At 67.5% G+C, this 12,713-nt stretch carries 9 protein-coding genes; 6 read left to right on the top strand and 3 right to left on the bottom strand.

What is annotated here, in order from left to right; genetic code table 11:
* The first annotated feature begins 58 nt into the window (after positions 1 to 58).
* Positions 59 to 1,456 carry a dihydrolipoyl dehydrogenase gene (gene lpdA / locus GGR89_RS15105; RefSeq protein WP_125976354.1) on the top strand — a complete coding sequence of 466 codons (1,398 nt, stop codon included), beginning with the start codon at positions 59 to 61 and terminating at the stop codon, positions 1,454 to 1,456.
* 165 nt (positions 1,457 to 1,621) lie between these two features.
* On the opposite strand, the gene GGR89_RS15100 is transcribed toward lpdA, so the two are convergent.
* On the bottom strand, positions 1,622 to 2,443 hold the full coding sequence (locus tag GGR89_RS15100; protein WP_125976352.1) for a lectin OAA family protein: 822 nt from the start codon (positions 2,441 to 2,443) through the stop codon (positions 1,622 to 1,624).
* 437 nt (positions 2,444 to 2,880) lie between these two features.
* Here GGR89_RS15100 and GGR89_RS15095 point away from each other — a divergent pair, with 437 nt between their 5' ends.
* Together GGR89_RS15095 and GGR89_RS15090 are read left to right on the top strand one after the other, a co-directional pair.
* Positions 2,881 to 4,302 (top strand): hypothetical protein, encoded by a 1,422-nt coding sequence (locus GGR89_RS15095; protein WP_241213228.1) that lies wholly within the window; start codon positions 2,881 to 2,883, stop codon positions 4,300 to 4,302.
* A gap of 67 nt (positions 4,303 to 4,369) precedes the next feature.
* Entirely contained in the window at positions 4,370 to 5,947 is a 1,578-nt protein-coding gene (locus GGR89_RS15090; RefSeq protein WP_125976350.1) for an alpha-N-arabinofuranosidase, read from the top strand.
* Between the two features lie 174 nt (positions 5,948 to 6,121).
* Here the strand turns inward: GGR89_RS15090 and araD1 are convergent, their stop codons facing one another.
* Positions 6,122 to 7,117 (bottom strand): AraD1 family protein, encoded by a 996-nt coding sequence (araD1, locus tag GGR89_RS15085; RefSeq protein WP_125976348.1) that lies wholly within the window; start codon positions 7,115 to 7,117, stop codon positions 6,122 to 6,124.
* 123 nt (positions 7,118 to 7,240) lie between these two features.
* Here araD1 and GGR89_RS15080 point away from each other — a divergent pair, with 123 nt between their 5' ends.
* Positions 7,241 to 7,999 (top strand): FadR/GntR family transcriptional regulator, encoded by a 759-nt coding sequence (locus tag GGR89_RS15080; RefSeq protein ID WP_125976346.1) that lies wholly within the window; start codon positions 7,241 to 7,243, stop codon positions 7,997 to 7,999.
* A 243-nt stretch (positions 8,000 to 8,242) separates the two neighbouring features.
* On the opposite strand, the gene GGR89_RS15075 is transcribed toward GGR89_RS15080, so the two are convergent.
* Positions 8,243 to 9,541, bottom strand: coding sequence for a sugar MFS transporter (locus GGR89_RS15075; protein WP_125976344.1), 1,299 nt, complete (start codon positions 9,539 to 9,541; stop codon positions 8,243 to 8,245).
* Between the two features lie 145 nt (positions 9,542 to 9,686).
* Here GGR89_RS15075 and GGR89_RS15070 point away from each other — a divergent pair, with 145 nt between their 5' ends.
* Positions 9,687 to 10,820, top strand: coding sequence for an aldose epimerase family protein (locus GGR89_RS15070; RefSeq protein WP_125976342.1), 1,134 nt, complete (start codon positions 9,687 to 9,689; stop codon positions 10,818 to 10,820).
* 27 nt (positions 10,821 to 10,847) lie between these two features.
* Entirely contained in the window at positions 10,848 to 12,641 is a 1,794-nt protein-coding gene (locus GGR89_RS15065; RefSeq protein WP_125976340.1) for an IlvD/Edd family dehydratase, read from the top strand.
* The last annotated feature ends 72 nt before the right edge of the window (positions 12,642 to 12,713 follow it).

The raw sequence follows: 12,713 nt of genomic DNA, 5'->3' as shown, positions 1-12,713 counted from the left end.
CATTATGTACTCCCCAGCCCTCCCCTGCCGATGGGAAGGGAGCAGAAGGAAGCAAGTCTTGGCTGAATCCTACGACGTCATCGTTCTCGGCTCGGGCCCCGGCGGCTATGTCGCGGCGATCCGGGCGGCCCAGCTGGGCCTGAAGACCGCCATCGTCGAGCGCGAGCTGCTCGGCGGCATCTGCCTCAACTGGGGCTGCATCCCCACCAAGGCACTGCTGCGCTCGGCGGAGATCTTCCATTACATGCAGCACGCCAAGGACTACGGCCTGATCGCCAACCAGATCAGCGCCGATCTGGACGCGGTGGTGAAGCGCTCGCGCGGCGTCGCCAAGCAGCTGAATCAGGGCGTCACGCACCTGATGAAGAAGAACAAGATTGCCGTCCACATGGGCACCGGCGTGCTCACCGCGAAGGGCAAGCTGACCGTCACCGCGGCGGACGGCAAGAAGACCGACCTGGAGGCGAAGAACATCATCGTCGCGACCGGCGCCCGCGCCCGCGACCTGCCCTTCGCCAAGGCCGACGGCAAGCGCATCTGGACCTATCGCCACGCGATGACCCCGTCCGAGATGCCAACCAAGCTGCTGGTCATCGGCTCGGGCGCGATCGGCGTGGAGTTCGCCAGCTTCTACAACGACATGGGCTCGCAGGTGACGATCGTCGAGATGCTCGACCGGATCGTGCCGGTGGAAGACAAGGATATCTCCGCGCATCTGGAGAAGGCGTTCAAGAAGCAGGGGATGACCATCCTCACCCAGACCGGCGTCGAGAAGCTCGACGTGACGGCGAGCGGCGTGAAGGCGTCGATCAAGGGCAAGGACGGCAAGGTCACCGTCGAGGAATTCAGCCACGTCATCGTCGCGATCGGCATCGTGCCGAACACCGAGAATATCGGCCTCGAGACGCTGGGCGTGAAGACCGAGCGCGGCCATATCGTCACCGACGCAGCCTGCCGCACCAATGTCGACGGTCTCTGGGCGATCGGCGACGTCACCGCGCCGCCGTGGCTCGCACACAAGGCCAGCCATGAGGGCGTGATCGCGGTGGAAGCGATCAACGGCGGCCATCCGCACGCGATGGACGTCCGCAACATCCCGGGCTGCACCTATTGCCACCCGCAGATCGCCAGCGTCGGCCTCACCGAGGCCAAGGCCAAGGAAGCGGGCTACCAGGTCAAGGTCGGCAATTTCCCGTTCATCGGCAACGGCAAGGCGATCGCGCTCGGCGAGCCGGAAGGCTTCGTGAAGACCGTGTTCGACGCCAAGACCGGCGAGCTGCTCGGCGCCCACATGATCGGCGCGGAAGTGACCGAGATGATCCAGGGCTACACGATCGGCAAGACCGGCGAGCTGACCGAGGCCGAGCTGATGGAAACGGTGTTCCCGCACCCGACGATCAGCGAGGCAATGCACGAGTCGGTGCTCGGCGCCTACGGCCGCGCATTGCACATCTGACCTGGCGGCGGCGCCCCTTGCGCCGCCCGCCTTCCAAAAAACAAGCCCCGGCCCGGGCACTCACCGGGCCGGAGCCGTTCCAGGCCGCGCCGTCGCGCCGCCCTGCTGGCCTCGATGCGGGGGATCACACCGAGACAAGCCCGACTTGAAAGCCGGGCGCGGCCCTCAGGCCTCGGCGAGCGCCTGCTGCGACGCGCGCTCCAACTCCAGCCCGATCGGGCCCTCGCCCTGATAGGTCATGGTGCCGTCGATCTCGACGCCGTTGCCCTTGGCGTTGATCGCCACCACGCCCTGGTTGGTGCGGCAGCCCAGCACCCAGGTGCCGCCCGGATGCCAGGGCTGGTCGTTGCCGCCCCATTGGTTCACCACGCTATAGGTGTTGGCCATGATCAGCGTGCCGCGGAAGCCGATCGGGCCCTCGCCCTTGTAGGTAATCGTGCCTGCCAGCGTCTTGCCGGCATCGCCGCTCGACAGGTCGAGCGCGACGACCGGCTGGTCCGGCCGGCAACCGAGCACCCATTGGCCGCCCGGATGCAGCGGCGCCTGGTCGCCACCCCACTGGTTCTGCGCATCATAGGCGACGCCGTCGGACACGGCCGCCTTGACGCCGATATCGCCCTCGCCCTGGTAGCGCATCGTGCCGCTGAGCGTCTGCCCCTGGTCGTTCGAGTGGAGATCGAAGGCGACCGCGTTCTGGCCGTTGCGCGCACCGAGCAGGAACAGGCCGGCATCGTGCCAGGGTGCATTGGGCCCGCCCCACTGGTTCTCGACGCGATAGCTGTTGGTCGTCACCAGCGTCGCGCGGACACCGATCGGGCCCTCGCCCTGATAGGTCATCGTGCCGGTGAAGCTTTGCCCGCCGTCGCCCGACTGGATCTTCAGCGCGATCGGGCGCTGATCGGTGCGGTTGCCGATGTTGAAGATGCCGCCTTCATGCCAGGGCGCGCCGCTGCCGCCCCATTGATTCTGGATCGCATAGACCGTCATTGTTCCTCTCCTGCCAGATTATACATTTCCCCAGCGCTTGCCGCGCATTGACGGGACGAAATGCAAACGAATGCAAACAGACTGGCGAATATCGCCAAACCTGCTCCTAACGGTTGTTATATCGTTGTTATGCCACCTCGCGGAACCGACGACTCGCTTCCGCATATTCATTGTACGCTACTTGCATTACTTCGCAACAAGCACGTTGCGCACTTCGCATCACAGGGAAACATCTATCGGTATACTCTGGGCAATGTACTTGCTCGACCGACGAACTGCCCTCGTTGCGCGAGCGGGTGCGCTGGCGTCGCACGGCGTTCGCTCCTAGAGTCGCGCCGCACTCCGCCCTTGCCCGCCAGGAAAACCGCTCGATGACCATGTACCGCTCGCGTTCCCAGGCCTTTGGCGGATCGCCGCGTGGCCGGGGCGGGCGAGCGTTGCAGCGCAGGCCGGTCGGCACCCGGCGCAAGGCATTGTCGGCGGTGATCGTCGCGGTGCTGCTGGCGGGCGTGACCCTCGCCTTCTTCTGGCCCGGCGTCGCCAGCTATGACAGCGTGGTGCAATATCAGCAGGTGCTGCGCGGCCAGTATGACGACTGGCACCCGCCGGCGATGGCGCGGCTCTGGGCGATCTTCCACGGGCTGGGCTGGCGCGGGCAGGCGCCGTTGTTCGTGGTGCAGGTCCTGCTCTACTGGAGCGGCCTGGCGCTGTTCGCCGGGGCGCTCGCCCGGCGCAGGCAATCGATCGCGGCGCTGGTCGTGCTGCTGCTGGGCATCTGGCCGCCGGTGCTCGGCTGGCAGATCGCGGTGCTCAAGGACGGGCAGATGGCGGGCGCGATCCTCGCCGCGGTGGGGCTGGCGAGCTGGTGGCGGCTCGACGACCGGCGGCTGCCGCTCTGGGCGGCAGCGCTGGTGCTGGTGCTGCTCGGCTATGCCACGCTGGTGCGCTTCAACGCCGCCTTCGCCACCGTGCCGCTCGCCTTCGGGCTGCTCGGCGGCTGGCGCTGGGATCGGCCGCGCTTCCAGCTGGTGCTGGTCATCGCCGCGACCGGCGCCGTGATCGCCGTGCTGGCGCCGATCAACCAGCGCCTGCTCCAAGCCGCGCCTAGCGGCGTCGAGCGCTCGCTGCCGCTGTTCGATCTCGCCGGCATCGCCCACCATGCCGGCCCGCAGGCGGTACCCCAGGTGCCCGCAAAGCTGTGGCGCCGCGCCGAGGCCAAGGGCTGCCTCACCCCGATCCTGTGGGATCCGCTCGGCGACGACAAGGCGTGCGGCTATATCGTCGACACCCTCCAGCGCGCCGCGCCCGGCGCCAGGCTGCGCAACGTCTGGATCGAGACCATCGCCACCCATCCGATCGCCTATGCCCGGCACCGGATCGCGCATTGGAACAGCGAAATGCGGCTGTGGATGCCCGCCACCATGCCCGGCACCGGGCCGCTCGCGCGCTCCGAGCCCAACACGCTCGGCCTCGGCTCGCCCGACAAACGAGTCAACGGGTTCCAGAAGCTGGGCTATACGCTGGCGAGCAGCGCGGCGGGGGCGCCGATCCTGTGGTTCGCAGCGGCGTTCGGCGTGCTGTTCTGCAGCTGGCCGGCACGCGACGGCGCGGGCGGCGTCGCGGTGACGCTGGCGCTCTCCGCGATCCTCACCGAGCTGGCGTTCGGCGTGGTCGGCGTCGCCTCGGACTATCGCTACCATGTCTGGGGCATGCTCGCCGCCGGGCTGGCGCTGCTCGCCGCCAGCGGCACCCGGCCGTCGCCGAATCGCGTGCTGGTCGCGGTGCTCGGCGTCGCGGCGGTCGCAGCGGTGGTGATTATCGCCCGCTGGGTCCTGCCGCCGGCGCTGCCACCGCTCTGAACGCTGCCTCTTTAGTCGGAGTAGAATTCGTGGCATGGCACACCTGAGAAAAGATCAGGGAGGATCCATGCTTCGAAAGACACTGCTTGGCAGCGCGGCACTGCTGCTCGCGCCCGCCCCCGTCCTTGCACAGGACGTGACCGTCACCGTCGACGCCGCCGCCAAGCCGGGGCCGGTGATCGACCGCCATATCTTCGGCCAGTTCGCCGAGCATCTCGGCAGCGGCATCTATGGCGGCATCTGGGTGGGGAAGGAGTCGCCGATCCCCAACACCCGCGGCATCCGCAAGGACGTCGTCGCGGCACTCCGCGCGATCAAGGTGCCGGTGGTGCGCTGGCCGGGCGGCTGCTTCGCCGACGAATATCACTGGCGCGACGGCATCGGCCCGCAGGCGCAGCGCCGCAGCAGCGTCAACACCAACTGGGGCGGATCGGGCGAGCCCAACAGCTTCGGCACCGACGAGTTCATGGACTTTGCCGACCAGGTGGGCGCCGAGGCCTATGTCTCGGTCAATGTCGGCTCGGGCACGATCCAGGAAGCCGCCGACTGGCTTGCGTACATGACCGCCGCCCCCTCCACCACCGCCGGCAAGGAACGCGCGGCCAACGGCCATGTCGCGCCGTACAAGGTCAAGTGGCTCGGCCTGGGCAACGAAAGCTGGGGCTGCGGCGGATCGATGCGGCCGGACGCCTATATCGACCTGATGAAGCGCTTCGCCCGCTTCACCCACAATCTCGATCCGGTGCAGGGCGAGAAGGGCGCCGAGCCGATGCAGCGCATCGCGGTGGGCCCCAACGACAGCGACACGACCTATACCGAAGCGGTGATGGCGGCGTGGAAGGGCCATGACTGGGCGTGGAACATCGAAGGCCTGTCCATGCACGCCTATACCACCGGCGGCTGGCCGCCCTCCTATCCGAGCGTCGGCTTCGACGAGACCGGCTATGCCAAGCTGGTCAAGGCCGCGCTGGCGATGGACGGGATGATCGCCAAGCATGCGGCGATCATGGACAAGTACGACCCCGACAAGAAGGTGCCGCTGATCGTCGACGAATGGGGCGTGTGGCTGGCGCCGCTGCCGGGCACCAACCCGGGCTTCCTCTACCAGCAGAACTCGCTCCGCGACGCGATCATCGCCGCGCTGCACCTCAACATCTTCGCGCGCCATGCCGACCGGGTGCGGATGACCAACATCGCGCAGATGATCAACGTGCTCCAGGCGATGATCCTCACCGACAAGGAGAAGATGGTCCTCACGCCCACCTATCACGTGTTCCGCATGTACGTGCCGTTTCAGGATGCGCAGGCGGTGCCGGTGGCGTTCGATGCGGGGACCTACACCCAGGGCGGCGTGACGATGCCGCGCGTCGACGCGATCGCGGCGCGGGGCAAGGACGGCAAGCTGTGGCTGGCGGTGACCAACCTCGATGCCGGCAAGCCGGCGCGGGTGGCGGTGACGTTCGCCGGGATCACGGCGAAGCGCGCGTCCGGCGAGGTGCTGACCGCGGCGAAGGTGGATGCGGTCAACAGCTTCGAGGCGCCGAATGCGGTGGTGCCGAAGCCGATCCGCGGCAGCGTTGCCAAGGGTGCGGTGACGCTGGAGCTTCCGGCCAAGTCGGTCGCGGTGGTGGCGATAGAGGGCTGAAGATCCTCCCCGGCACGGGGAGGGGGACCACGCCGCGACAGCGGCGTCGTGGAGGGGCCGCCGCGCGAGCGGCGGTTGCCCTTCATCACTTGGACAGGACAACCGCGCCTGCGGCGCGGCCCCTCCACCATGCTGCGCATGGTCCCCCTCCCCGTGCCGGGGAGGATTTTCAGGTCAAAGTAGCTTCACCGCCGCGATCCCAGCGTCTTCCACCTGCGCCAGCGGATTCCGCAGCGGCAGGGTGAACGGCGCCGCCGCGATCTCGAACGTGTCGCCCACTTCCGTCTTCACCCCGTCGCTGAACGACAGCGTCGCGGTGCCGAAGAAATGGACATGGACGTCGCCCGGCTGGCGGAACAGGCCGTATTTGAAATGGTGATGCTCGAGATTGGCGAGGCTGTGCGACATGTTCCTCTCGCCCGAGAGGAACGGCTTTTCCCACAGCGTGGCGCCGTCGCGCACGATCCGGCTGGTGCCGCGGACGTCGCTCGGCGCCTCGCCGACGAGCAGCTCGGGCCCGAGTGCCGCCTGGCGCAGCTTGGAATGCGCGAGCCAGAGGTAATTGTGCCGCTCGGTCACATGGTCGCTGAACTCGTTGGCAAGGCACAGGCCGAGGCGGAACGGCGTGCCGTCAGGGCCGATCAGATAGATACCGGCCAGCTCGGGCTCCTCGCCGCCGTCCTGCGCGAAGCCGGGCATTGCCAGCGTCTCGCCCGGACCGACGAGATGATGGCCATTGCCCTTGTAGAACCATTCCGGCTGCTGGCCGATCGCGCCCGCGCCCGGCTTGCCGCCCTCGACGCCTTCCAGGAACATCCGCATCGAATCGGTCTTGTGCTCGGCCGCCGCGGCATCGCGGTGCATCTTGTCGCGCCCCTCGGCCGAGCCGAGATGGGTGAGGCCGGTGCCGGTCAGCACCAGATGCGCGGCATCGGGATGGTCGATCGGCGCGAGCAGATGGCCCGCCGCCAGCGCCGCCGCCGGATCGGCGTCCCCGTCGCTGCCCGCCGCCGCCACCGCCTCGGCCAGCGACTGGCCCGCTTGAATCGCGTGCAGCGCCAGGCTGCGGACATCGGCGAAGCCGCGGACGAAGCGCGCGCCGCTGTCGTCGGCGGCGATCACCCGCCGCTGCCCGTCCGCCCCTCGATACTGCATCAGCCGCAACGCCATCAACCCACTCCTTGTCTCGGTTTAGTCCGACTTATTCGCGTCTGTCCCGCTTGGCAATCGCGCATCGTTTGCGGGACGGCACGGCTTCGCGCTACATGGGAAAATATGCAGGAGAGCGAGCGGATGGCATTGGACGATCAGGCGGACGGCGTGGACGAGGCAGGCGTGCAGCCGATTACCCGCACGCCCAAGGGCTCGGGCCGCCGCCTGCGCGGGGCGATCGCGCATTATCTCGGCACCCAGATCGTTTCCGGCGCGATCGCGCCCGGCGAGAAGCTGACCGGCGAGGTGGCCAATGCCGAGGCGCTCGACGTGTCGCGCAGCGCCTATCGCGAGGCAGTGCAGGTGCTCACCGCCAAGGGGCTGGTCGAGAGCCGCCCCAAGGCCGGCACCCGCGTGCTGCCGCGCAGCCGCTGGAACATGCTCGATCCGCAGGTGCTCGCCTGGGCCTTTTCGGGCGAGCCCGACACCGATTTCGTCCGCGACCTGTTCGAGCTGCGCGCCGTGGTCGAGCCCGCCGCCGCCCGCCTTGCGGCCGAACGCCGCGACCGCGACGACGTGAAGGCGATGCGCGACGCGCTCACCCAGATGCGCCGGCACACGCTCGCCACTGATGCCGGCCGGGCGGCGGACCGCGACTTCCACGATGCGCTGCTGGAAGCCACGCACAACAACGCACTGGTCGCGCTGAGCGCCAGCATCGGCGCGGCGGTGAGCTGGACGACCAAGTACAAGCAGCGCGCCCGCGCTTTGCCGCGCGATCCGGTGCCCGATCACATCAAGGTATTCGATGCGATCGCGGCCGGCGATCCGGATGCGGCGGCGGCAGCGATGCGCACGCTGGTCGACCTGGCGCTGGAAGACACCCGCCTCTCGATGTGAGGGCAAAGCGTCGGCTTCCGTCGAGCCGCGCGTCCTGCCGCGACGAAAGCTGCTTTCCTACACATCTTGTTTATGATTTGTTCCACTTCGGTCGATCGCGAATCGTCACGGAGGATCGGGTTTGTGTCGCCTTCCCGGAACTTTCGGAACTTTCGGGCATCGATCTCGCCCTCGATGCGGGGGGCTGCCGCGTGGATCAGCGCCGCCTCCCCCGAGCCGAGCCCGGAGGAGGCGGGCACCGGATCAGTCCTCGATCGCGTTGGTCGGCTTGGAGCCCCACAGCGCATAGAACAGGATGTACAGCTCGCAGATCGCGGTCAGCAGGAACGAGTGCTGCAGGCCGTACTGGTCGGCCAGCCAGCCCTGCACCGCCACCAGCGCGCCGCCGGCGATCGCCATGATCAGCAGGCCCGAGCCCTCTTCGGTCAGCGGGCCGAGGCCCTTGATGCCGAGGGTGAAGATCGTCGGGAACATGATCGAGTGGAACAGGCCCACCAGGATCAGCGACCACATCGCCACTTCGCCCTGGGTGAACACGGTGACCATCATCACGATGAACGCGGCGATCGAGAAGGCGGCGAGCACGATCCCCGCATCCACCTTCTGCATGATCGCCGAACCGACGAAGCGGCCGACCATCATCCCGCCCCAGAGCAGGGTGAGGTAGCGGCCCGCCTGCTCGGTCGTCATGTTGCCGATCTCGGGACGGCTGACGAAATTCACGAACAGGTTGCCGACGCCGATCTCGGCGATCAGGTAGATGAAGATCGCGCCGATGCCGAACACCAGGTTGCGGTGGTTCCACAAGGAATGGTGCTTGCGCTCCTCCTTGGCGACGCGGCTCGTCGCAGAGCCCATCGCCGGCAGCGGGAAGCGCGCGATCACGATCGCCAGCACCAGCAGCACGACGGCGACCAGCACGTACGGCAGGATCACCGCATGCGCGTCGGCCAGGCGCTCGGCCTGGGTGAGCGTCGCGCCCGCCTCCGCCGTGCCGCCCTTCGAGCGGCCGAGGATCAGATAGGCACCGAACAGCGGCGCGAGCATCGTGCCGGCCGAGTTCATCGCCTGCACGAGGTTGAGCCGCGACGAGGCGGTCTCCGACGGGCCGATCACCGCGACATAGGGGTTGGCCGCGACCTGCAGCAGCGTGATGCCGCTGGCGATCACGAACAGCATGAACAGCGTCACGCCGTAGGAGGGCAGGCTCGCCGCCAGCGTCATGCCCAGCGCGCCCGCCGCCATGATCAGCAGCCCGACGACCAGCGACTTCTGGTAGCCGATCCGCTCGATCAGCTTGGCCGAGGGAATCGAGGCGAAGAAATAGGCGATGAACCAGACGCTCTCGATCAGCGCCGCCTGGAAATAGCTGAGCTCGAACACGCTGCGCAGATGCGGCAGCAGCGTGCCGTTGATCACGGTGATGAAGCCCCACATGAAGAACAGCGTGGCCAGCAGGGCCAATGCGCGTCCATATTGCGTTGGGGGAGAGGCTTGCCCGGCCCCCGCCGGAGCAGCCTTTGACGTTGGCATGACCGCCATGCTGGTATGATCCTCTCGTTTTTTGCCACGGGCAGGCGCGGCGGGGTTGCTCTTCGCTTTCTAGTCGGAGTATTCAACCCGATGTCCAGCGTCAACGGCCGCGTCGCCGCTTGCAGCAGCGATAACCGATAGGGAGAGGCATTGCATGAATTATCTTATCAAGGGCGCGCTGCTCGCCACCGCGATGATTCCGCTGTCCGCACAGGCCGGCGAAGCCACGCGTGCCGCCTTCGGCACCACCGCCGACGGCCAGAAGGTAGAGGCCATCACCCTCACCAACGGCCATGGCATGCGCGCCACGATTATCAGCTACGGCGCGATCCTCCAGTCGCTCTCGGCGCCCGACCGCAACGGCAAGTCCGAGGACGTGACGCTCGGCTATACCGACATGCAGGGCTATCTGGTCGCCCCGAACTATTTCGGCGCCACCGTCGGCCGCTACGCCAACCGCATCAAGGGCGGCACCTTCAGCATCGACGGCCAGACCTATACGCTTGCCAAGAACAACGGCCCGAACGCGCTCCACGGCGGCCCGAAGGGCTTCGACAAGCGGCTATGGACCGTCGAGAAGGTGACCAGCGGCGAGAATGCCAGCGTCACCCTGCGCTACGTCTCCGCCGATGGCGAGGAAGGCTATCCGGGCCAGCTCACCGTCACCGCCACCTATGCGCTGAACGAGAAGAACGAGCTGTCGGTCGAATATACCGCAACCACGACCAAGCCGACGATCGTCAACATCACCAACCACAGCTTCTTCAACCTGGCCGGCGAAGCCTCGCAGCGCTCGATCTACGACCATGTCGTGACGATCCCCGCCGAGACCACGACGCCGGTCGACAAGACGCTGATCCCCACCGGCCAGCTCCGCCCGGTCGAGGGCACCCCGTTCGACTTCCGCAAGCCGACCCCGATTGGCACCCGCATCCGCGACGGTCGCGACCCGCAGATCGTGTTCGGCCAGGGCTATGACGAGAATTTCGTGATCGCCAAGACCGTGTCGGCCCAGCCGGTGCTCCATGCCCGCGTCGAGGATCCGTCGAGCGGCCGGGTGATGGAGATCCTCTCCAACCAGCCGGGCGTGCAATTCTATACCGGCAACTTCCTCGACGGCACCGCGATCGGCAAGTCCAACCACGCCTATCGCCAGGGCGACGCCCTCGCGCTCGAACCCCAGGTTTTCCCGGACACGCCCAACCAGCCGGCGCTCGGCTCGGCGCGGCTCAATCCGGGGCAGACGTACCGCAACCTGATCGTCTATCGCTTCTCGACGACCAACTGACCTTACCCCTCCCGCAAGGCTTTTCCGATGACCGACTCTGCCCCCAAGCTGCGCAGCCGCGCCTGGTTCGATAACCCTGACAACGTTGATATGACGGCGCTCTATCTCGAGCGCTATCTCAACTATGGGCTGAGCCTGGAGGAACTGCGCTCGGGCAAGCCGATCATCGGGATCGCCCAAACCGGCTCGGACCTGAGCCCGTGCAACCGCCACCACCTGGTGCTGGCCGAGCGCATCCGCGAAGGCATTCGCGAGGCCGGCGGCATCGCGATCGAGTTCCCGGTCCATCCGATCCAGGAAACCGGCAAGCGCCCCACCGCGGGACTCGATCGCAACCTCGCCTATCTCGGCCTGGTCGAGCTGCTCTACGGCTATCCGATCGACGGCGTGGTGCTGACCACCGGCTGCGACAAGACCACCCCGGCCTGCCTGATGGCGGCGGCCACCGTCAACATCCCGGCGATCGCGCTATCGGTCGGGCCGATGCTCAACGGCTGGCACCGCGGCGAGCGCACTGGCTCCGGCACGATCGTGTGGAAGGCACGCGAGCTGCTCGCCGCCGGCGAGATCGATGACGAAGGCTTTATCCGTCTGGTCAGCTCCTCGGCGCCGTCGACTGGCTATTGCAACACCATGGGCACCGCGACGACGATGAACAGCCTCGCCGAGGCGCTGGGCATGATGCTGCCGGGTTCGGCGGCGATCCCCGCGCCGTACCGTGACCGCCAGGAAGTCGCCTATCGCACCGGCAAGCGCATCGTCGACATGGTGGCGGAAGACCTCAAGCCCTCCGACATCCTGACGCGCGAGGCATTCCTCAACGCGATCGTCGTCAACTCGGCGATCGGCGGCTCGACCAACGCCCCGATCCACTTGGCCGCGATTGCACGCCATGTCGGCGCCGAGCTCGCGCTCGACGATTGGCAGACCCACGGCCACAAGGTGCCGCTGCTGGTCAACCTGCAGCCTGCGGGCGAGTATCTCGGCGAGGATTATTACCGCGCCGGCGGTGTGCCCGCGGTGGTCGCCCAGCTGATGAAGCAGGGCCTGATCCACGAGAATGCGATCACCGCCAACGGCAAGACCATCGGCGAGAATTGCCGCCATGCGACGATCGAGGACGAGAAGGTCATCCGCCGCTTCGAGGAGCCGCTGGTCGAGGAAGCCGGCTTTATCGTGCTGCGCGGCAACCTGTTCGACGCGGCGATCATGAAGACCAGCGTGATCGGCCCCGAATTCCGCGACCGCTACCTTTCCAACCCGAACGACCCGGAGGCGTTCGAAGGCCCGGTCGTGGTGTTCGACGGCCCCGAGGATTACCACCACCGCATCGACGACCCCGCCGTCGGCATCACCACCGACACGCTGCTGGTGATGCGCGGCGCCGGCCCGATCGGCTATCCGGGCGCGGCCGAGGTCGTGAACATGCGCGCGCCGGCCTATCTGATCCGCGAGGGCGTGCATGCGCTGCCGTGCATCGGCGACGGCCGCCAGTCGGGCACCTCGGCCTCGCCCTCGATCCTCAACGCCTCGCCCGAGGCGGCGGCGATGGGCGGCCTGGCGCTGCTCAAGACCGGCGACCGGGTGCGCATCGACCTCAAGCGCGGCACCGCCGACGTGCTGATCCCGGCCGACGAGCTCGCCGAGCGCCGCCGCGTGCTGGCCGAGGCGGGCGGCTATGCCTATCCGGCCTCGCAGACGCCGTGGCAGGCGATCCAGCGCGCCGTGGTCGGCCAGATGAACACCGGCGCGATCCTGGAGGGCGCCGAGCAGTTCCAGCGCATCGCCCAGACGCACGGCATCCCGCGCGACAACCACTAAGAATGGCAACACCCCTCCCCGTGCCGGGAGGGCAATCGCATATGGCCAAGGACTCCCGTCATCCCGGCGGAA

Source organism: Sphingomonas trueperi, assembly GCF_011927635.1.
In the GTDB taxonomy this organism is placed as follows: domain Bacteria; phylum Pseudomonadota; class Alphaproteobacteria; order Sphingomonadales; family Sphingomonadaceae; genus Sphingomonas; species Sphingomonas trueperi.
Note: the sequence above shows the minus strand (reverse complement) of the source record. Positions and strands in the feature narration are given on the sequence as shown.